General features: G+C 72.7%; 19 protein-coding genes. 12 read left to right on the plus strand and 7 right to left on the minus strand.

Annotation, left to right across the window (positions count from 1 at the left end; all coding sequences use genetic code 11):
• Nucleotides 1-199 precede the first annotated feature (199 nt).
• From ACEXOR_RS16895 to ACEXOR_RS16915, 5 genes are all read right to left on the minus strand, one after another.
• A complete protein-coding gene (locus ACEXOR_RS16895; protein WP_374850902.1) occupies nt 200-832 on the minus strand; it encodes a 3'-5' exonuclease in 633 nt (210 codons plus the stop codon).
• 67 nt (nt 833-899) lie between these two features.
• Entirely contained in the window at nt 900-1376 is a 477-nt protein-coding gene (locus ACEXOR_RS16900) for a PPOX class F420-dependent oxidoreductase (protein ID WP_374850903.1), read from the minus strand.
• Nucleotides 1377-1378: 2 nt separating this feature from the next.
• Nucleotides 1379-1930, minus strand: a complete 552-nt coding sequence (locus ACEXOR_RS16905; protein ID WP_374850904.1) for a luciferase domain-containing protein — start codon at nt 1928-1930, stop codon at nt 1379-1381.
• A gap of 182 nt (nt 1931-2112) precedes the next feature.
• Nucleotides 2113-2901 carry a response regulator gene (locus ACEXOR_RS16910; protein WP_374850905.1) on the minus strand — a complete coding sequence of 263 codons (789 nt, stop codon included), beginning with the start codon at nt 2899-2901 and terminating at the stop codon, nt 2113-2115.
• Nucleotides 2898-4505 (minus strand): sensor histidine kinase, encoded by a 1608-nt coding sequence (locus ACEXOR_RS16915; RefSeq protein WP_374850906.1) that lies wholly within the window; start codon nt 4503-4505, stop codon nt 2898-2900. Before ACEXOR_RS16915 ends, ACEXOR_RS16910 begins: the two co-directional genes overlap by 4 nt.
• Before the next feature lie 99 nt (nt 4506-4604).
• Here ACEXOR_RS16915 and ACEXOR_RS16920 point away from each other — a divergent pair, with 99 nt between their 5' ends.
• The 9 genes from ACEXOR_RS16920 to ACEXOR_RS16960 all read left to right on the plus strand — a co-directional run bounded on the left by ACEXOR_RS16920 (nt 4605) and on the right by ACEXOR_RS16960 (nt 10739).
• Entirely contained in the window at nt 4605-6032 is a 1428-nt protein-coding gene (locus ACEXOR_RS16920) for a cation:dicarboxylate symporter family transporter (RefSeq protein WP_374850907.1), read from the plus strand.
• A gap of 20 nt (nt 6033-6052) precedes the next feature.
• On the plus strand, nt 6053-6919 hold the full coding sequence (locus tag ACEXOR_RS16925; RefSeq protein WP_374850908.1) for an alanyl-tRNA editing protein: 867 nt from the start codon (nt 6053-6055) through the stop codon (nt 6917-6919).
• A gap of 207 nt (nt 6920-7126) precedes the next feature.
• Nucleotides 7127-7552 (plus strand): Asp23/Gls24 family envelope stress response protein, encoded by a 426-nt coding sequence (locus tag ACEXOR_RS16930; protein WP_374850909.1) that lies wholly within the window; start codon nt 7127-7129, stop codon nt 7550-7552.
• Nucleotides 7549-7740, plus strand: coding sequence for a DUF2273 domain-containing protein (locus ACEXOR_RS16935; RefSeq protein WP_374850910.1), 192 nt, complete (start codon nt 7549-7551; stop codon nt 7738-7740). Before ACEXOR_RS16930 ends, ACEXOR_RS16935 begins: the two co-directional genes overlap by 4 nt.
• The gene (locus tag ACEXOR_RS16940) at nt 7737-8159 is read left to right on the plus strand and encodes a hypothetical protein (RefSeq protein ID WP_374850911.1); all 423 of its coding nucleotides are present in this window, start codon (nt 7737-7739) and stop codon (nt 8157-8159) included. Before ACEXOR_RS16935 ends, ACEXOR_RS16940 begins: the two co-directional genes overlap by 4 nt.
• On the plus strand, nt 8156-8740 hold the full coding sequence (locus ACEXOR_RS16945; RefSeq protein WP_374850912.1) for a hypothetical protein: 585 nt from the start codon (nt 8156-8158) through the stop codon (nt 8738-8740). Before ACEXOR_RS16940 ends, ACEXOR_RS16945 begins: the two co-directional genes overlap by 4 nt.
• On the plus strand, nt 8737-9342 hold the full coding sequence (locus tag ACEXOR_RS16950; RefSeq protein WP_374850913.1) for a hypothetical protein: 606 nt from the start codon (nt 8737-8739) through the stop codon (nt 9340-9342). Before ACEXOR_RS16945 ends, ACEXOR_RS16950 begins: the two co-directional genes overlap by 4 nt.
• A gap of 100 nt (nt 9343-9442) precedes the next feature.
• On the plus strand, nt 9443-9616 hold the full coding sequence (locus tag ACEXOR_RS16955) for a CsbD family protein (RefSeq protein ID WP_374850914.1): 174 nt from the start codon (nt 9443-9445) through the stop codon (nt 9614-9616).
• A gap of 145 nt (nt 9617-9761) precedes the next feature.
• A complete protein-coding gene (locus ACEXOR_RS16960; protein ID WP_374850915.1) occupies nt 9762-10739 on the plus strand; it encodes an NAD(P)/FAD-dependent oxidoreductase in 978 nt (325 codons plus the stop codon).
• Nucleotides 10740-10786: 47 nt separating this feature from the next.
• Here the strand turns inward: ACEXOR_RS16960 and ACEXOR_RS16965 are convergent, their stop codons facing one another.
• Both ACEXOR_RS16965 and ACEXOR_RS16970 read right to left on the minus strand, forming a co-directional pair.
• Nucleotides 10787-12631 carry an amidase family protein gene (locus ACEXOR_RS16965; RefSeq protein ID WP_374850916.1) on the minus strand — a complete coding sequence of 615 codons (1845 nt, stop codon included), beginning with the start codon at nt 12629-12631 and terminating at the stop codon, nt 10787-10789.
• Between the two features lie 44 nt (nt 12632-12675).
• Nucleotides 12676-13410, minus strand: coding sequence for a cohesin domain-containing protein (locus tag ACEXOR_RS16970; protein WP_374850917.1), 735 nt, complete (start codon nt 13408-13410; stop codon nt 12676-12678).
• A gap of 248 nt (nt 13411-13658) precedes the next feature.
• Here ACEXOR_RS16970 and ACEXOR_RS16975 point away from each other — a divergent pair, with 248 nt between their 5' ends.
• The 3 genes from ACEXOR_RS16975 to ACEXOR_RS16985 all read left to right on the plus strand — a co-directional run bounded on the left by ACEXOR_RS16975 (nt 13659) and on the right by ACEXOR_RS16985 (nt 20663).
• On the plus strand, nt 13659-15218 hold the full coding sequence (locus ACEXOR_RS16975; RefSeq protein WP_374850918.1) for a deoxyguanosinetriphosphate triphosphohydrolase family protein: 1560 nt from the start codon (nt 13659-13661) through the stop codon (nt 15216-15218).
• Nucleotides 15219-15345: 127 nt separating this feature from the next.
• The gene (locus ACEXOR_RS16980) at nt 15346-19344 is read left to right on the plus strand and encodes a Pls/PosA family non-ribosomal peptide synthetase (RefSeq protein ID WP_374850919.1); all 3999 of its coding nucleotides are present in this window, start codon (nt 15346-15348) and stop codon (nt 19342-19344) included.
• On the plus strand, nt 19341-20663 hold the full coding sequence (locus ACEXOR_RS16985) for a M1 family metallopeptidase (protein ID WP_374850920.1): 1323 nt from the start codon (nt 19341-19343) through the stop codon (nt 20661-20663). Before ACEXOR_RS16980 ends, ACEXOR_RS16985 begins: the two co-directional genes overlap by 4 nt.
• Nucleotides 20664-20679: the final 16 nt, after the last annotated feature.

Below are 20679 nucleotides of genomic sequence, written 5' to 3' on the forward strand. Positions count from 1 at the left end.
TGGCGCGGGTGGCGGTGAAGCGGCCGGGCTAGAACTGGGGTGGTTCCGGCGGGGCCTCGGGCGGTGACGTGGGCGGGCCGGGAGGGCCTGCGGGCTCGGTGGGCGGTTCGGTGGGGGGAGGGAAGGTCGACATGGGGCCGACCCTACGCCCCATCGTCCCGCGGCGGCGGAACCGGGGCGGGGACGGCTCGGGGGCGCGTCAGGCGAACTGCAGGGCAGCGGCGCCGGCGGCGCGCTCGCGCGGGTACCAGGCGGTGCCGCGCGAGGGCAGAGCCGGCAGCGGCTGCGCGGCGGCCGCGTCGGCGATGGCGCGCCATCCGGAGCGGTCGACGGTGTGCGACTGGTAGGCCGCCAGCAGTGCAGCGGTGGCGCGGGCGTCGACGGATGCGCGGTGTGCGCCGGTGAGGTCGATTCCGAGAACGTCGCAGCAGCTGGCGAGGCCGCGGCGAAGGCCGGGCAGATAGTGCCGGGCGAGCTGCATGGTGCAGAGCGTGACGAGCGGATGGCGCGGCCGGTAGCCGATGCGCGCCAGCTCGGCCAGCAGGAACCGCTGGTCGAACGCGATGTTGTGCGCCACGACGACACGCCCCGAGAGCAGCCCCAGCAGTTCGGGCGCGATGTCGGCGAAAGTGGGGGCACCCTCGAGGTGCTCGGCGGTGATGCGGTGGATGCGCGTGGGGCCGGGGCCGCGGCCCGGGTCGATCAGCGTGTCCCACGAGCCGGTGACCGTGCCGTCGACGTCGGAGTGCACGACGGCGATCTCGATGGCCCGGTCGTCGCCCGGCACGAGACCCGTGGTCTCGAAGTCGATGGTGGCGAACCCGGTGCTCATGGTGATCGCCACAGTAAAGGCTGCCCCCGACAACCGCGGGTCGCCGCGCCGGGCGACCCGGCGCTCCTCAGGCGGGGCGGATGCGCAGCATCACGCGCGGCTTCTGCGTCTTCGCGGCGATGCGCTCGACCAGCATGAACACCCGGTACTCCACCGGATGCTTACGCCGGAACAGCCCACTGCCGCGCTCGACGGAGGCGGCGTCGGACTCGATCGTGGCCACACCGTGCCGCACGGGTTCGCCCTCGCGCACGGCGCCCATCCGGCTGCTCGGGCGCAGCTCCACCCGGGCGTCGTTTCGCAGGCGCTTCACCTTGCCGGTGTCGTCGGGCGTGGTGACGAGCAGGGTGTCGCCGTCGCGCACGATCCACACGGGCGTCGACACGGCGGCACCCGACTTCCGGAACGTGGTGAGCGAGACGAAGTGCTCGTCGCCCAGGGCGAGGAGCTGCTCGGCGGCGGAAGCGGAGGCGGAGGAGCCTGAACCGTCGTCGGAACCGGCGTCGGAGCCGGAACCGTCGTCGGCCGAGGGCCGGTCGGCCACGGTCAGCGGTTCTCGCCGACGGAGCGGATGCTGCGCAGCTCGTCAGCCAGCTCGCCCTGCGCCGGGTTCGCGGGCGCAGGGGCGGTCTCGGGATGCTCGTGGTCGTGCTCGGCGACCCAGTCGCGCTTGTCGTCATCGGTCATGTTCGCGACACTACTCCGGGCCGCGCCGAGCCGGGCCTCCCCGAGCCGGGCCTCCCCGAGCCGGGCCCCGCCGGCCCGGGCGAATGCGATGCTCTCCTGAACGATCGTGAGCACCACGGCGAGCTCGTCGCCGTCGCGCGGCCCGTAGATCATGAACTCGGTGCCGAAGTCGGCGTACTGGTGCGGCTCCGCCCAGCCGAGGGCTGCGAGTTCGGCACCGCGCTCGGGCGGAAGGCAGAGGTGAACGCTCGTGTCGAACACGCCGTGCAGGTGCACCGGCTCGAGGCGACGACCGGGTGCGAGGTTGGTGCGGGCATCCGTCTCGTCGTGCAGGTCGACGAGGAACACCGCCCGAGACGAGACGGGCGACACCTGGCTGCGGCCCTCCTCGACCCCGGGAAGCGCGAACACGGCCGCGACCAGTCGGCCCCACAGCTCGGGCGACGACCGCTGGTCGAGCTGCCGGTGCGGGCCCTCGTCCGACGTCCCCGGGCGTGCCCCCGCGCGGGTGGGAACACCAGACCCGTCACTTTTGGCCCCAAAACCGCCCGTTTCGGGCGAAAAGTGACGGATCTGGTGTGGGGGTGTGGGGGTCATGAGGTCACCGTACGGTATTCGACCTCGGGGCGGCCGGGGGCGCCGTAGCGCTGGGCGCGCACTGCGGTACCCGTGTCGCTGAGGTGCTCGAGGTAGCGCCGCGCGGTGACACGAGAGAGCGTGAGCCGCCCGGCGAGCTCGGTGGCCGAGAGCCCCGCGGGGGCGCTCGCCCGCAGTGCCTCGCGCACCTGCTCGAGGGTCGACGCCGTGAGGCCCTTCGGCAGCGCTCCGCCCGTCGACCGCCGCAGCGCGGCGAAGGACGAGTCGATCTCGACCTGGTCGGTGAGCACCGAGTCGCCCAGCCGACGGTGGTAGTCGCGGTAGGCGACCATCTTCTCGGCGAAGGTGGCGAACGTGAACGGCTTGATCAGGTACTGCACGATGCCCAGCGACACCGCCGACCGCACCACCGCCGCGTCGCGCACCGCCGTGACCGCCACCACATCGGTCTCGATGCCCGCCGAGCGCAGTTGCCGGCAGAGTTCGATGCCGGTGGTGTCGGGCAGGTTCACGTCGAGCAGGATGAGTTCGATCGAGGGATGCCCGGCCCCGGCCGCTTCGCGCAGCGCCCGGATGGCGGCCGATCCGGTGTGCGCCACCGCCGCCAGCTCGAACCCCTCCAGGCGACCCACGTACGCGGCGTGCGCCTCGGCGGTGAGCGGATCGTCCTCCACCACCAGCACGCGGATGACGCGGCCGTTCCCCGCGGAAGGCAGAGCCTCGCCTCCCGGCACGCCCTCGCCCGGCCACGCGGCATCCCCGGGCACGCGCGCCTCCCCGGTCATCGCGGCAGCTCCACCGTGAAGCGCGAGCCCTCGACGCTCACGCGCCCGCCCAGCCGGGCCACCGACTGACGCACGAGCGCCAGCCCGATGCCGCGACCGGTGACGGTGCGCGCATCCGTCGCCGTCTTGGTGCTCACGCCGTACTCGAACAGGCGCCCGGTGGCCGCCGGGTCGGGCCCCGGCCCGCTGTCGGAGACCCGGATGCGCAGCCACCCGGGATCGTCGCCGTCGATCGCCACGCGCACCTGCGGGGAGGGCGTTCCGGCCACGGCGTCGAGCGCGTTGTCGATGAGGTTGCCCACGACGGTGATCAGCTCCTGCGGCGGCACCCCGCTCGGCCCGATGCGGGCGGGGATGTCGATCTCGAACCCGATGCGGCGCTCGGCCGCCTGGGCCGACTTGCCGAGCAGCAGAGCCAGCAGCACCGGCTCCTCGACGGCGGAGAGCAGCCGGTCGGCGAGCTGCTGGCTGATGGCGAGCTCGGAGGTGGCGAGCTCGGCCGCCTGCTCGGGCCGGCCCAGCTCGATCAGGGCGATGATGGTGTGCAGGCGGTTCGCGAACTCGTGCGCCTGCGAGCGCAGGGCGTCGGAGAGCGTGGTCATGGTGGCGAGCTCTCCGGTGAGCTCCTGCAGGCGGGTGTGGTCGCGCAACGTCGTGACGGTGCCCACGAAGCGGGCGGGAGTGCCGGCGGAGCTCCGCGACACGATGCGATCGCGGTCGACCACGAGCACGTGCGTGGGGGTGATGACGATCTCGTCGACCGCCACGGCGTCGGCCGCCAGCACCTCGCGCATCGGTTCGGGCAGAGTGAGCTCGGCGAGCGGCAGCGGGCGCGCATCCGGAACCTGATGGCCGGGCAGCGCGGGAAGGCCCAGCAGTTCGGCCGCGCGGTCGTTGTAGAGCACCACGTCGCGCTGCCCGTCTTGCAGCACGAGGCCCTCGCCGATGGAGTGCAGCACGCCCTCGTAGTAGGCGAACATGCGGCTCATCTCCTCGGCCCCGCGGCCCCAGGTGACCCGGCGCAGGTACCGGCTGAGTGCCCAGGAGGCCAGCGCGCCGAGGGCGAGTGCCGCGGCTCCGGCCACGAGCACGGTGCCCACGCGGGCGCCGAGCGCGACCTCGGTGTTCGACACCGTGATGCCGGCGGAGACGAGCGCCACCACAGTGCCCTCGGCGTTCTCGATGGGCACCACCGCCCGCACCGACGGGCCGAGCGTGCCCGTGTAGGTCTCGGTGAACGCCTCTCCGGCGAGAGCCCGGTCGATGTTGCCCACGAAGGGCTGCCCGATCTGCTCGGGGTCGCGATGGGTGTACCGGATGCGGTCGGGCGCCATCACGGTGACGAAGTCGATGCCGGCCTCGGTCATCACCCGCTCGGCATAGGGCTGAAGGGAGGCCGTGGGGTTCTCGCTCTGCACGCCCTCGAGCACGAACGGATCCTGGGCGAGGGTCTCGGCGACGGCCAGTGAGCGGGCGGCGGCGTCGCGTTCGACGTCGGCCCGGGCATCGGCCCAGCTCACCAGCACGGCGGCGGCCGTGAGCGCGAGGATGACGACGAGCTGCAGGGCGAACAGCTTCGTCGCGATGCTCCAGCGTCGGATCATTCGTTCTCGCCTCCGTGACCAGTATGAACACAATGCCGGGCCGGGGCCCGGCGGCGCGCATCCTGTGGAGAACCTACTCATCGAGGAGAAGAGGAAGCAATGGCGCTCCACACCGAAGGGCCCGCCCGCACGAAGCGGCGGCGCATCGACTCGTCGCACTACCTGTACATCGCCGTGATCGTGGCCGTCATCGGCGGCGCGACCGTCGGGCTGCTGGCGCCCGGCTTCGCGGTGGGGCTGAAGCCGCTGGGTGAGGCCTTCGTGGGGCTGATCAAGATGATGATCGCCCCCATCATCTTCTGCACCATCGTGCTCGGCGTGGGGTCGATCGCCAAGGCGGCCACCGTGGGCAAGGTGGGCGGGCTGGCGCTCGGCTACTTCATCGTGATGTCGACCTTCGCGCTCGGCATCGGCCTCCTGGTGGGCAACATCATCCACCCCGGGGAGGGGCTCGTCATCCCGGATACGGGGTACGACGCCGGCGACAGCGCCGAGTCGTCAGACCCCACGGAGTTCCTGCTCGGCATCATCCCCACCACGCTGTTGTCGTCGTTGACCGCGGGCAACATCCTGCAGGTGCTGTTCGTGGCCCTGCTGGTGGGCTTCGCGCTGCAGAAGATGGGGGCGAAGGGCGCGCCCGTCCTCGGCGCGATCCGGCAGATCCAGGCGCTCGTGTTCCGCATCCTGAGCATGATCATGTGGGTGGCGCCGATCGGTGCCTTCGGCGCGATCGCCGCGGTGGTGGGGGCCACCGGGTTCCAGGCCATCATCAGCCTGGGCACCCTGATGATCGCGTTCTACATCACCTGCGCGTTGTTCATCGTGGTGGTGCTCGGCACCCTGCTGCGACTGGTGGCCCGCGTGAACATCTTCAAGCTGATGAAGTACCTCGGCCGGGAGTACCTGCTGATCGTGTCGACCTCGTCCAGCGAGGTGGCGCTGCCGCGGCTGATCGCCAAGATGGAGCACATCGGGGTGTCGAAGCCGGTGGCCGGCATCACCGTTCCGACGGGCTATTCGTTCAACCTCGACGGCACGGCCATCTACCTCACGATGGCCTCGCTGTTCATCGCGAGCGCCATGGGCACCCCGCTGGCGCTCGGCGAGCAGATCTCCCTGCTGCTGTTCATGATGCTGGCCTCCAAGGGCGCCGCCGGAGTCACCGGCGCCGGCCTCGCCACCCTGGCCGGCGGGCTGCAGGCGCATCGCCCCGACCTGGTCGACGGCGTGGGCGTGATCGTGGGCATCGACCGCTTCATGTCGGAGGCGCGCGCCCTCACGAACTTCACCGGCAACGCGGTGGCGACCCTGCTGGTGGGCACCTGGACGAAGGAGCTCGACCGCGAGCAGCTGACGGCGGTACTCGCCGGGCAGCGGCCGTTCGACGAGACGACGATGAGCGTCGACGACCACCTCGGCTCCGGCGAGCAGGCCGAGGTGGAGCGCGAGTCGCGGCCCTCGACGGCGGCCATCGCTGCGATCGTGGGCGAGCTGGAGGGGCACAAGCCCGCCGCGAAGAGCCGCTGACGGCGTGACTACGATGCCGTATGGCTCTTCCGCGACAGGACACCCTGATCACCTACCCCGACGGGCAGACCACGCAGAGCGACGTGGTGGTGCACCGAGAGGTGCTGCCCGACGGCCGGGTGGCCGTGCTGCTGGGGTCGACCCCGTTCCATCCGGTCGACCCCACCTGGCCCGACCAGGGGCCCGACCGCGGGATGCTCGTGACGGCCGAGGGGGAGCATCCGGTGATCGATTGCCGGGTCGGCGCCACCGACGGTGACGAGCTGCACCTCGGCGAGCGGCTGCCCGTGCGGCTCGGCACCGAGGGGTGGGCCTTCGTGGTGGCGCACATCGTGGACGCCGGGAGCGACCTCGCCGAGGGCACGGCCGTGACCGCCGTGGTCGACGTCGGCCACCGCCGGGCCCTCTCCGAGGGTCACACCCTGTGCCATCTCGCGTCCCTCGCCCTGAACCGGGCGCTCGCCGGTTTCTGGAGCAAGGAGGTGGCGACGGATGCGCTCGGCAGCCCCGACTTCGACCAGACCGCCATCACCTCGTCGAGCATCCGTGCCCACGGCTCGGTCGACGTCTACCGGCTGGGCAAGTCGCTGCGCAAGAAGGGATTCGACTCGGCGCGGCTCTCGACGGAACTCGACGCGGTGGCCGAGGCAGTGCAGGTCACGCTGGCCGGATGGGTCGCCGGCGACGCCGAGGTGGCCATCCGTCGGGAGTCACCCGAGCTGAGCGCCCGCCGCACCTGGTGGTGCGGGTTGCCCGAGGGCGAGGCCGCCATCCCGTGCGGTGGCACCCACGTCGAGCGGCTCGGGGCGCTGGAGCACCCGTCGATCGCGCTCGAGCTCGACGACGAGGGCACCGCGCTCACGATGACTACCCGGAAAACTACTTAGAATGGCTAACTACTAGCTCTTCTACTCTTTCTCGTGCCAGGCTTGCGAACGAATCGGTCGCCCACCCGGTTCACCGGCTCAGCGCCGTCGAGACGATCGCGAGAAGTTTTTGCTCGTCATCCGTGACGATCTGCTCGTTCGACCCGTCTGAAGTCATGTAAGCCCGAACGGCCCGGTTGTTCCGGGCCACACGACAAGGAGCAGACAATGGCAACCACCACACCCGCCACCACGGCCACCGCCACCCAGACCGTTCTCGGCAAGACCGTCATCAACGACGGCGTCGTCTCGAAGGTCGCCGGAATCGCAGCCCGCGAGTCCGCCGGCGTGTACGCCCTCGGCGGGGGCGCGGCTCGCGCTTTCGGCGCCATCCGCGACGCGATCAGCAGCACCGACCTCGGTCAGGGCATCTCGGTGGAGGTCGGCGAGACCCAGGTGGCCGTCGACGTGACCATCGTGGCCGAGTACCCGGCTCCGCTGCAGGACGTGGCCGACGGCGTGCGTGCCAACATCATCCGTGCCGTCGAGACGATCATCGGTCTCGAAGTCACCGAGGTCAACGTCACCGTCAACGACGTGCACCTGCCGTCCGACGACGCCGACGACGAGGTCGCAGAGGCGCGAGTCCTGTGACCGCGGCACGCACCGGCATCATCGTCGGAGCCGTGCTCGCCCTGACCTGGGTGATCGTGGGCTTCTGGGCCTTCCTGTTCGTGGCCGTCGCCATGGCGATCGGTGCGGCGGTCGGCCGAGTGGTCGACGGCGAGCTCGACGTCTCCCGCGTGGTCGACGCCTTCCGTGGGAAGCGCACCTCGTCATGACCCTCACCGCTGAACGTCCGGCTCGCCCGGCCGGCTCGGCGGAGGCCAGCACGTCTTCACCGGCCGCACCGAGGCCGCGCGGGCGCAACCGCATCTCGGCCAAGGCCCTCGACCGGGTCGCCGCCGCCGTGGCCGCCGAGGCCCTGGGGGTCTCGGCCAAGTCGGTCCGCATCGGCCTCGCCGACGCCGAGGGTCTGCTCGCCCTGACCGTCTCGACCCCCATCCGGGTCGTGTCGCTGGCCAGGATCGCGAACGAGCCGTCGGCCGTCGCCCGGTCGGGTGGCCCGATCCTGGACCGGGTGGCCGCAGCCCAGCAGGTCATCCGCACCCGGGTCGGTCAGTTGACCGGCTCCACCATCGGTCGCGTGACCATCACGGTCACCGGCATCGACATCCGCCCCGAGGAGAGAGTCGCATGAGCACCGCATCGTCGTCGCTCGGCCGCCGCATCACGCGGCGCGAGCTGCACTCCCCGCGGTCGGCCGCGGCCATCACCGTGGCTGTGCTGCTCGTGATCGCCCTGGCCTGGGTAGGCACCGAGATCGTGATCGCGCTGCTGGGGCTCCCCGCCCTGCTGGTGGCTCCCGCCGACATGTTCGCCGCCCTGACGAACCTGCCCGAGGCGCCCGCCGCGATCGTGGTGGCCGTCGGAGCGGTGGCCGTGGTGCTCGGCCTCGTGCTGATCGTGCTGGCACTCGCCCCCGGTCGCCGGCCGCGGCACGTGCTCGAGTCCGAGCGCGCCGCCACGGTCGTCGACAACGAGGTGGTGGCCTCGGCCATCGCCCGGCACGCCTCCCTGGCCGCCGACGTCGACCCCGATCACACCACCGTCGCCGTGTCGAAGCGCTCGGCCGTGGTCGATCTCGTGCCCACCTCGGGCGTCGCGGTCGACCGGAGCGCCGTCGCCCAGGCGGTGGACCGGCAGATCGAGTCGTACGGACTGCGTGGACGCCTCACCGGCCGTGTGCGCGTCTCGGAGAGAGGACGGGTCGGAGCATGAACAGCACCAACCGCGCCCTGAACCGCCTGCTGCTGCTGGTGGTCGGTCTCCTGCTCGTCGCCGTCGGAGCGGCAGCGGCCACCGCCGTGCTGCTGCCCGCCGTGCGCGACGCCTGGACGTCGGCGGCCGACCCGGTTCGCAGCCAGGTCGAGAGCTGGCTCCAGTCGACCCCGCTCGGCACCACGGGGGTGAGCTGGATCATGCCGGCGGTGCTCGTGCTGATCGTGCTCGCCGTCATCCTGTTGCTGGCGTTCTCGTTCCGGCAGGGCCGCGGCCGCACCGGCACCGTGGTGGAGGAACCCGTCGGCGATCACGACCGCACGGTCGTGGCCTCGAAGGTCGCCGAACAGGCTCTGGAAGACGCGCTGTCGGCCCGCCCCGAGTTCGTGGCCTCGCACGTCTCGACCTACCGCGTGAAGCGCACCCCCACGCTCAAGGTCTCCGTGACCTGCCGGCGGGGCGTGTCGCCGAAGGATGCGTCGGACATCGTGGAGAGCACCCTTCGTGCGCTCGACGCCCTGCTCGGCCGGGAGCTTTCCGCACTCGTGCAGATCAGCGGGGGCTTCCGGGCCCGCGTGAACGGATCCACCCGGCTGCAGTAGCAGTCACACCAGGCCCGGTGACCGCCGGGCCGCACACACTCACCGGTCCGGTGACCCGCCGGCCGTTCCCCGAGAAACACAAAAAGAAGGAGTACCCATCATGAGCGCAGCAGACAAGATCAAGAACGCCGCCGAGGACCTGGCCGGCAAGGCCAAGGAAGCCGTCGGCAACCTGACCGACAACGACAAGCTCGTCGCCGAGGGCAAGGCCGACCAGACCAAGTCCGACGTCAAGAAGGCCGGCGAGAACGTGAAGGACGCCTTCAAGAACTAGTCGCCCTGCACAGAACGCATCGGGCCCTTCGGGGCTCGGTGCGTTCTGCTGTCTGCGTGCAGCGGGCAGCGGGTTGGCAGACGCGCGGGCGGGCAGGCGCGCGCGCAGGCGAGCGCGCCGCCACCAGCCGGGGCACGATGGACGGATGACCTCTTCCTCGGTTCTCGTCGTCGGCGCCGGCATCTCGGGCCTCGCCTGCGCACGGGCGCTCACCGACCGCGGCATCCCCGTTCGCGTGGTCGACCGGGCCCGTGCGGTAGGCGGACGGCTCGCGTCGAAGCGGCTCGGCGGCCGCGTGGTCGACCTCGGCGCCCGCTACTTCACCGTGCCGCCCGATTCGGCCTTCGAGCGCGTCGTGGCCGACTGGACCACCCGGGGGCTCGTGCGCCCCTGGACCGACACCTTCCAGGCCGTCGAGTTCGCTCCGGATGGCGCGGCCGCCCCGAGCCGGCAGCGCAAGCAAGGCCCCGTGCGTCACAGTGCCCCGGCCGGGCTCCGCTCGCTCGCGACCGACCTCGCCGAGCGACTCGCGGCCGACGGGGTGCCGATCGACCTCGAGACCCCGATCGACTCCGTGGGCGACGACGGCCGGGTGGCGGGAGCGGCCTACGACGCCGTGGTGCTCGCGATGCCCGACCCTCAGGCCTCGCGCCTCGTGGCCGACGGCTCGCCCCTCGGCCGCCTGCTCGGAACCGACGGCTGGGAGCCGGCGCTCGCCGTGACGATCGGCTGGGCCGAGCGGCACTGGCCCCGCGACCTGCACGGGGTGTTCGTGGGCGGCTCCGGCGTGCTGGCCTTCGTGGCCGACGACGGCGACCGGCGGGGTGACGGAGCGCCGGTGCTGGTGGCGCACACCACCGCAGCCTTCGCGCGGGCGCACCTGGAGCATCCGGAGACCGCGGTCGAGGACGTGGTCGACGCCGTGCGGGCACTGCTCGGCATCGACGCGGCCCCGATCGAGGCGTACGTGCACCGGTGGAGCTTCGCCAACCCGGGCACACAGCATCCGGAACCGTTCGGGCGGCGCGGGAGGCTCGCGGTGTGCGGCGACGCCTGGGGCGAGCGCTCCTCGGTGTCGACGGCCTGGGCCTCGGGCGACGCCCTCGGCCGCGCCCTGCCCTGACCCCCGGAGGGTCGGCGGGTGCCGAGTCCGGGGGCCGAAGGGGAGCGTTACCCCAGCGCGCCGAAGCCCGTCGGCGTGGTGCGGGCCCGGGTGGCCTGCTCGAACGCGTAGCCGAGGCCCACGAGCTCGCCCTCGGCGTAGTCACGGCCGAGGAACTCGAGGTTGACCCCGGCTCCCGCGCCGGCCGCCACCGCATCCTCGGCGGTCGACTGGCCCATCGGCACCGTGACCGCCGGCAGGCCCGTGTTCGGGCTGAGGCGGAGGTTGGTGCCCTGGGTGCCGTACGGCGTGCCGGTGGGGTACACGATGGTGTCGAGGTCGAGGTCGTCCATCATCGAGGTGACCAGCGCGTTGCCCGTGGCGATCGCCGTGGTGTGCGAGCCGGTGGGGCCGGCCCACGCCTGGTAGGTGGCGTCGGTGACGTTGTTGCGCTGCTCGTAGATGGAACGGCGCGAGGTGACGAACCGGCCGGTGTCGAGGATGGCCCCGAGCGACCGCGCCTGCACCTCGGGGGCGAGGTGGTTCTGGATGTACACGTCGAGATCGTGCTTGAACTCGTTGGTGCTGCCCGACGGCTCGTTCAGGATGGCCGCGAACCCGTCCGGCGGGGTGATCTCCACCACGGTGGCGCCGAGCGACTCCATCCGGGCCCTGGCTTCGTTCCAGAGCCGCAGGGTGGTGGCGTTCGTGCCGATCATCGAGGGCACGAAGCCGATGCGGGCGCCGGCGAGCGAGTCCGCGTCGAGGTACGAGGTGTACGACTCGGGCACCTTGCCCTCCTGCTCGGCGGTCACCGGGTCGGCCGGGTCGACGCCCACCACGGCGTCGAGCGCGATCGCCGCGTCGGTCACGCTGCGGGCGATCGGGCCGCCGGTGTCCTGCGAGAGGGCGAGCGGGATGATGCCGTCACGGCTGGTCAGGCCCACCGTGGGGCGGATGCCCACCAGCTGGTTGTACGACGACGGCACGCGGATCGATCCGCCCGTGTCGGTGCCGAACCCGATGCCGGCCAGGTTGGCGGCGATCGCCGCGCCCGTACCGCCGCTCGAGCCACCCGCCGTGTAGGCGGTGTTGTAGGGGCTCTTCACCAGCAGCGTCGATCCGGCGGGCTGGCCCACGGAGAACTCCGAGGCGAAGCCGTACGCGAACTCGTCCAGGCTCGCCTTGGCGAGGATGACGGCCCCGTCGGCCCGGAGGCCGGCCACCATCGCCGCGTCGGTGCTGGTCTGGTTCGCCTCCCAGCAGCCGCAGCCGCCGGTGGTGGGCATGTCGACGGTGTCGTAGTTGTCCTTCACCGCGATCGGCACACCGAGCAGCGGCGAGGTCATCCCCTCGGCGGCCCGGGTGGCGTCGGCCGCGGCGGCGGCCTCGAGGGCCGCATCGCTCGTGGTGATGATGGAGTTCAGCGGGTTGGCGCCCGAGACCACGGTGCGGTCGTAGGCGCTGATGCGGTCGAGGTAGTCCTGCGTGATCGCCACCGAGGTGGTGACGCCGGCGTTCATCGCGGCCTGCATGTCGATGGCCGAGGCCTCGACGAGGTCGAACGGGCCGTCGTCGTACACGATGCGCTGCGAGAGCGCGGCGACGTCGAACACGGTGATCACGCCGTCGGCGTCGGTGTCGGCGGTGACCACGGCGGCCCAGTCGGCGGATGCGCTGGTCGCCCCGAGCGCGGCCGTCAGGGTCTCGAGGTCGAGCTCGGTCACCTGGCGGTCGCCGGTGAGGTCGAGCTCCGTGTAGTACGGCGCGAGCAGGCTGCTCGTGGCGGCGGCGGGAGCCGCGGTGGTCGCCGGATCGGCGTTCGCCGGGGTGGCCACCAGGGCGCCGGCGGCCAGCACCGACAGGATGCCGGTGGCAGCGGCGGCGGTGGTGCGGACGCGTCGTGGGGTCACGGTGCTCTTTCTGGTCGACGGATCGGTGCGACGGCTGAGGGCGCTCATCGGGTACCCGCCGTCCGGCGGCGCAGCACCACGAGGAGGCCGGCGCCCAGGGCGAGCAGGGCGACGAGCGCGATCACGGCGACGCCGGTGACGCTCTGACCCGTGCGGGCGAGCGAGCCGTCGTCGGCCGGAACCGCGGCGGCCGGCGTGGAGGTGGCCGAGGGCGTCGGCGTGGGGGTCGGTGTCGCCGTGGGGGTGGGCGTCGGTGTCGGCGTGGGCACCGGTGCCGGGGCGATCACGACGGGAGCCGGTGCGAGCGCGGTGACCGTCGTGCGGGCGCCGGCCGCATCCACCAGCGTCACCGTGGCGACGAGGCTGGTGCTGCCGGAGGCGACCGCGGTGAGCTGCAGGCCGGCGGTGAGGTCGCCGGAGATCGCCGGCGACGAGCCGAGGCGGGTGTGCAGCAGGGTGACGACGCCGTCGGAGTCGTCGGTGTCGAGCGAGTCGAAGCCGCCCGCAGGGCCGGTGGAGCTGTCGGGCACCACGTCGACGGCGGCGGGGTCGACGGCGAGGTCGATCTCGTAGGCGTAGACGTCGGTGGTGGCCGGGAGCGCGATCGACACGTCGATGGTGTCGCCGATGCCGACGGCCGGGGTGGCGGTGATCACGACGGGGCCGGCTGTCGGCGCCGCCAGCGCCGGTGAGGCGCCGAGCAGGGTGAGGCCGAGGGCGACTCCGCCGGCCAGAGCGGCCGTGCGGAGGCGCCGGAGGCGCGGTGCGGATTCATGCATCAGGGCGAGGTCTGCTTTCGCGTTCGGGAGCGGCTCCGCGGAGTGCGGCCGCGGCTCCGTGCACGCCGAAGGCCGGCCCCAGGAGGGCCGGTGGGCGGGCGAGGAGACGCAGCCACCCGGAGGCCGAGGGGGTGAACCGCTCGGAGTGTGGTGCAGGAGCCCTCACGCTAGACCCGCCACGTCACCACCGTCTTTCGCCCGTGTTTCCCGCGCGTTACGGCTGCCCCGCACGCGAATAAGGTGGGGGCATGGGTGACGAGCAGAGGCTGAGACGGCGCATCCCCGAGCCCGTCGACCGGTTCGCGACGGGGGAGCAGCACCCCGAGTACCGGGTCGACCTCGAACGCATCCGGTTCTCGCCCTACTTCGCCCGGCTCTCCGCCGTGACCCAGGTCATCTCGCCCTCCGGTGTCGGCCAGGTGGTGCACAACCGCCTCACCCACTCCATCAAGGTCACTGCCGTCGCCCGTGCCATCGCCATGCAGCTCACCACGACGGATGCCGCCCAGACCGCGCTGGTCGAGCGGCTCGGCGGCTGCGACCCGGTGGTCGTGCAGGCGGCCGCCAGCGCCCACGACCTGGGACATCCGCCCTTCGGCCACCTCGGCGAGCAGGTGCTCGACCGGCTGGCCCGGGAGCGGCTCGGCCTCGCGGAGGGCTTCGAGGGCAACGCGCAGTCGTTCCGCATCCTCTCGGTGCTCGACGTGTGCGAGACGGTGGAGGAGGGGCTGAACCTCACCGCCGCCTCCCGTGCCGCCGTGCTGAAGTACCCGTGGGGCCGCAACCACTGCCGGCCGGGGCTCGACACCGACGACCCCACCGAGCTGCCGCGCGGCTCCACCGCGAGCCGCTGGGAGACCGCGCCGCCGAAGTTCTCGGCCTACACGCTCGACCTGGCCGACCTGCTCGACGCCCGCAGCGGTTTCACCGCCATCGCACCGTGGCAGCAGACGGTGGAGTGCTCGGTGATGGATGTCGCCGACGACATCGCCTACTCCCTGCACGACCTCGACGACTTCTACCGCGCCGGCGTGCTGCAGCAGGCCGCCGTGGCGGTGGAGTTCCGCACCTTCCTGCGCGATCAGGCGGCGCTCGCCGAGCTCGACGCCGAGGAGCTCTGGGCCCGCACGCCCGGGCACTCGCTCGAGCTGCTGCGCCGCCGCATCGTGTCGCGCGACCCGTGGATCGCGAGCGACGAGCACTTCCGCTCCTCGGTGCAGCGCGTGTCGACCGAACTGGTGGAGGGACTGCTCGCCGTGCCGTTCGACGGCTCCACCCGCACCGAACGGGCGATCGAGTCGTTCGTGTCGTCGTGGATCGGCCGCCTGCAGCGCTCGGTGCTCGTGCTGGCCGACCCGAACGTGCGCTCCGGCCACGTGTCGCTGCTGCCCGACGCCTGGCACGACGTGACGGTGCTGAAGTTCGTGCACACTCGCTTCGTGATCGACCGCCCCGACTTCGCCACCTACCAGCGCGGCCAGTCGCGGGTGCTCGAGGTGCTCGTGACGCAGCTCGACTCCTGGCTCGCCGATGCGCGCGACGGCACGCGGGCACCGCAGAAGCTGCTCGACCTGGTGGAGCTCGCCACCGACGGCTACTTCCGGCTGCGCGCCGACGCCCCCGAGTGGCTGCCCGTCGACCACGACCCGGATGCAGCCGGGGCCCCGCTCAGCGACCCCGCCGCGCTGGCCCGCCTCGGTCGCGCCCGCGGCATCCTCGACTACGTGGCGACGCTCACCGACGAGCAGGCCATCGCGCTCGCGGCGCGCCTCCGCGGCGACCGCGAACCCTGGGCGTTCGGCAGCTGAGCGCGGCGGGCGCGGCGGCCGCCGACCCTCGACGACCGGGCGCGACACGCGGTGACACACCGCGACACGCGGCGACCTGTTCACCGATCGTCTCCATCTGTTCACCTCGCTCGGCCAGCATGGAACCATGAACCCGCAGTCCCCGCTCGATCGGAGCGCGCTCGCCGCACCGCCCCGCACCCTCGTCGACGTGCTCCGCGCCACGGTCGCCGCGCATCCCGAGGCCTCGGCCCTCGACGACGGCGCCGGGGCGCTCAGCTACCGCGAGCTGATGGCCAGGGTGATCGCGGCAGCGGCCGAGCTGCAGGCCGCCGGGGTGCGCCGGGGCGACCGCGTGGGCGTGCGGATGCCGTCGGGGCAGCGGCAGCTGTACATCGCCATCCTCTCGGTGCTCGCCGCGGGAGCCGCCTACGTGCCCGTCGACGTCGACGACCCGGAGGAGCGGGCCGAGCTGGTGTTCGGCGAGGCCCAGGTAGCAGGCGTGATCTCGGGCGAGGGCTACCGTGCGCGCCGGCGGGCACCGGATGCCGCTGACGAACAGCTGCCCGCCTCCGCCGCCCTCTTCACGGCCGGCCCCCACCCCAGCACCTCGTCGCTGCCGATCGTGTCGCCGCCCGAGCCGGAGGACGACGCCTGGATCATCTTCACCTCCGGCTCCACCGGCACCCCGAAGGGCGTGGCGGTGACGCACCGATCGGCGGCCGCGTTCGTCGACGCAGAATCACGCATCTTCCTGCAGGACGACCCGATCGGGCCGGGCGACCGCGTGCTCGCCGGCCTGTCGGTGGCCTTCGACGCCTCGTGCGAGGAGATGTGGCTGGCCTGGGCGCACGGAGCCTGCCTCGTGCCCGCCCCGCGCTCCCTGGTGCGCAGCGGCGTCGACCTCGGGCCGTGGCTGACCTCGCGCGACGTGTCGATCGTGTCGACCGTGCCCACGCTCGCCGCGCTCTGGCCGGTGGAGTCGCTCGAGAACGTGCGGCTGCTCATCTTCGGCGGCGAGGCCGTGCCCGCCGAGCTCGGCCAGCGCCTGGCCACCGCCGGCCGCGAGGTGTGGAACACCTACGGCCCCACCGAGGCCACCGTCGTGGCCTGCGCGGCACCGCTCGGAGGCGACGGGCCGGTGCGCATCGGCCTGCCGCTGGACGGGTGGATGCTCGCGGTCGTCGACGAGGCGGGCGAGCGTGTCGCCCCCGGAGAGTCGGGCGAGCTCATCATCGGGGGAGTGGGCCTCGCCCGCTACCTCGACCCGGCGAAGGACGCCGAGAAGTACGCGCCCATGCCCACCCTCGGCTGGGAGCGCGCCTACCGCTCGGGCGACCTGGTGCGCTTCGACCTCGAGGGCCTGGTGTTCCAGGGGCGCGCCGACGACCAGGTGAAGGTGGGCGGCCGCCGGATCGAGCTCGGCGAGATCGAGGCGGCGCTGCAGGCGCTGCCCGGCGTGGGCGGAGCGGCCGTGACCGTGCAGCACACGGCTGCGGGCAACGCGATGCTCGTGGGCTACATCGTGAACGCCGACGGCGACGCCGCGGCCTTCGACCGCGAGGCCGCCGTCGCACGCCTGCGCGAGGAGCTGCCGGCAGCCCTGGTGCCCCTCATCGCCGTGCTCGACGAGCTGCCGGTGCGGGTCTCGGGCAAGGTCGACAAGAAGGCGCTGCCCTGGCCCCTGCCCGGGGCCGGAACCCTCGGCGACGGCGACGCGGCCCCGCTCGACGACCCCTTCACGGCGCGCATCGCGAGCCTGTGGACGGGCGTGCTCGGCGCATCCGTGGCCGACGTCGACGCCAACTTCTTCGACCTCGGCGGCGGCTCGCTCGCGGCGGCCCAGCTCGTGGCCGGGCTGCGCGAGATCGATCCGGAGTTCACCGTGGCCGACGTGTACGCGCATCCGCGGCTCGGCGCGATGGCCGACCTGCTGCGGGCGCGCGACGACGTGGCCGCCGCGGCGGAGGCCGGAGCCGGCACCCCGGCCGGCCCCGCCCGGCCACCGGTGGCGCCCACCCCGCGACGCATGCAGGTGCTGCAGACCGTTCTCGGCATCCCGCTGTTCGTGCTCGCCGCCCTGCGCTGGCTGGTGTACCTGTTCACCGCCTCGGCGATCCTCGTGCCGCTCGGCGGCTTCGACTTCCTGCCCACCGTGCCGCTGTGGCTGCTGATCGTGGGGCTGCTGCTGTTCGCGACCCCGTTCGGCCGGATGGCGATCTCGGTGCTGGCGTCGCGGCTGCTGCTCGGCGGTCTCGAACCCGGGGACCACCCGCGCGGCGGCCACTGGCACCTGCGGCTGTGGCTCGCCGAGCAGATCGCCCACCAGGTGGGCGCCGTGAGCCTCGCGGGAGCGCCCTGGATCAACTACTACGCCCGTGCCCTCGGCGCGAAGATCGGCGACGACGTCGACCTGCACGCCCTGCCGCCGGTGACCGGCATGCTCACCGTGGGCCGCGGTGCCGCCGTGGAGCCCGAGGTCGACCTCTCGGGCTACTGGGTCGACGGTGACGTGCTGCGCGTGGGCGCGGTGCGCATCGGCGCCGGGTCGACCGTCGGCGCACGCAGCACGCTGCTGCCGGGCACGCGGCTCGGCAAACGGGCCGAGATCGAACCCGGCTCCTCGGTGTTCGGCCGGGTGCCGTCCGGCCAGCGCTGGGCCGGGTCGCCCGCCCACCGCATCGGCACGGCGCGCGGGTGGTGGCCGACGGCCCGTCCGGCGAAGGGCACCCGGTGGGTGATCGCGTACGCCGCATCGTCGGTGGCGCTCTCGCTGCTGCCCGTGGTGGCGCTCGCGGCCGGGGCCGTGCCCGTGCTGGCGGCCGTTCGGGGAGCCGACGGCCTCGGCGACGCGGCCATCCGGAGTCTCGTGGGCGTGGTGCCGGGAACGCTGCTCGCCGGGTTCGTGCTGGCGCTGCTCGTGCTCGCGTTCACCCGGCTGCTCGGCCTCGGCGTCACCGAGGGGGTGCACGCCGTTCGCGGGCGCGTGGGCTGGCAGCTCTGGTCGACCGAGCGCCTGCTCGACCTCGCGCGCACGCTGCTCTTCCCGCTCTACTCCGGCCTGTTCACCCCGGTGTGGCTGCGCCTCCTCGGCGCCCGCATCGGTCGCGACGTCGAAGCCTCGACCGTGCTGCTCATCCCGGCGATGACGACGGTGCGCGACAGTGCGTTCCTCGCCGACGACACGCTCGTGGCCTCGTACGAGCTCGGCGGCGGGTGGATGCGCGTGGCCCGTGCCGAGATCGGCGAGCGGGCGTTCCTCGGCAACTCGGGCATGGCGGCGCCCGGCCACAAGGTGCCGCGCGACGGCCTCGTGGCGGTGCTCTCCTCGGCCCCGCGCAAGGCGAAGTCGGGCTCGTCATGGCTCGGCTCCCCGCCGGTGCGACTGCGCCGCACGGTGAACACCGGCGACGTGAGCCGCACCTTCGCGCCGCCGACCCGGCTGCGCGTGGCGCGCATCCTGTGGGAGCTCTGCCGGGTGGTGCCCGTGATCGTCACCTGCCTGATCGGGCTCGGCGTGGTGCTGGCGCTCGCCGCGCTGGCCTCGGTGGGGCTCTGGCTCGCCGTGGTGCTCGGCGGCGTGGTGCTGCTGGTGGCCGGAGCGGTGGCGGCCGCGGTGAGCACGGTGGCGAAGTGGGCGCTGATCGGGCGCATCCGCCCTGGCGAGCATCCGCTCTGGTCGAGCTTCGTGTGGCGCAGCGAGGTGTCGGACACCTTCACCGAGATGGTGGCTGCCCCCTGGTTCGCCCAGGCGGCCACGGGCACGCCCGCCCTGGTGTGGTGGCTGCGCAGCCTCGGTGCGCGCATCGGCCACGGGGTGTGGTGCGAGACCTACTGGCTGCCCGAGGCCGACCTCGTGGTGCTCGCCGACGCCTCGACCGTGAACCGCGGATGTGTGGTTCAGACGCATCTGTTCCATGATCGAATCATGAGTCTGGACACCGTCATCCTCGATCGCGGGGCGACCCTCGGGCCGCACAGCGTCATCCTGCCCGCCGCCCGCATCGCCGAAGAGGGCACCGTCGGCCCCGCCTCCCTCGTGATGCGCGGCGAGCTGGTGCCCCGGTTCAGTCGTTGGAGCGGCAACCCGATCGGTCCGTGGCGCGAGGTGCGCACCGCGGAGTACCGGGCCGAGGCGCTTCGATGACGGGGCGCGGCGTCGCCTTCTCCGGCGACCCGTACACCCCGGGCGTGGGCACCTGGTCGTACCGGGTGGAGCATTACGACCTCGACCTCGACTACCGGGTGGAGACCAACCGGCTCGACGGCGTGGCCGTGATCACCGCGGTGGCCACCGTCGATCTCGACCGCATCGAGCTCGATCTGTCCAAGCTCAAGGCCTCGAAGGTGAAGGTCGACGGCCGGAAGCCCTCCCGCGTCTCGCAGACCTCGCACATCCTGACCGTGCGACCGGATGCGCCGATCCCGGCGGGTGCCCGCTTCGAGGTGCGGGTCGAGTACGCCGGGCGTCCCGGCCCCCGCCGCAGCACGTGGGGGCCGATCGGCTGGGAGGAGCTCACCGACGGCGTGCTCACGGCGTCGCAGCCGATGGGCTCCTCGACCTGGTTCCCCTGCAACGACCGGCCGGAGGACAAGGCCACGTACCGCATCCGGGTGACCGCCGAGGAGGGGTACACGGTCGTAGCGAGCGGCGATCTGGTTGATCGCAGCAGCCGGGCCGGGCGCACGAGCTGGGTGTACGAGCAGAAGGCGCCCACGTCGGCGTACCTGGCGACGGTGCAGATCGGGCGGTACCTGGTGCGGCCGACCGGGGGTGGCGCGGACTCCTCGGTGCCCGTCGACCTCGTGTACCCGCCCGCCATCGAGCCCCGCGTGCGGGTCGACTTCGGGCGGCTCGACGAGACCATCGCGTTCTTCGAGAGCGTGTTCGGCCCCTACCCCTTCAGCCGCTACGCCGTGGTGGTCACCGAGGACGAGCTCGAGATCCCGCTCGAGGCGCAGGCCATGGCGGTGTTCGGCCCGAACCACGTCGACGGCCGGCACGGCTCCGACCGGCTGATCGCCCACGAGCTCGCGCACCAGTGGTTCGGCAACAGCGTGGGCGTGGCCGCCTGGCGCGACATCTGGCTGAACGAGGGCTTCGCCTGCTACGCCGAGTGGCTCTGGTCTGAAGAGCGGGGCGGCCCGTCGGCGGATGCGCTCGCCCGCGAGCACCACCGGCTGCTGGCGGCGGCTCCCCAGGACCTCGTGATCGCCGATCCCGGCCCGGTGGCGATGTTCGACGACCGCGTCTACAAGCGCGGCGCCCTCACGCTGCACGCCGTGCGGCTCGCGGTGGGCGACGCGGCGTTCTTCGACGTGCTGCGTTCGTGGACGGCTGCGCACCGTCACGGCAGCGCCGACACCGCTCAGTTCGTGGCGCACGCCGAGCAGCGCAGCGGCCGACCCCTGGGCCGTCTCTTCGACGCCTGGCTCGAGCGCACCCCCCTCCCACTCCTGGGCTGACTCCTTCGCCGAGTTG

Source organism: Herbiconiux liangxiaofengii (assembly GCF_041927335.1).
Taxonomy (GTDB): Bacteria; Actinomycetota; Actinomycetes; order Actinomycetales; family Microbacteriaceae; genus Herbiconiux; species Herbiconiux liangxiaofengii.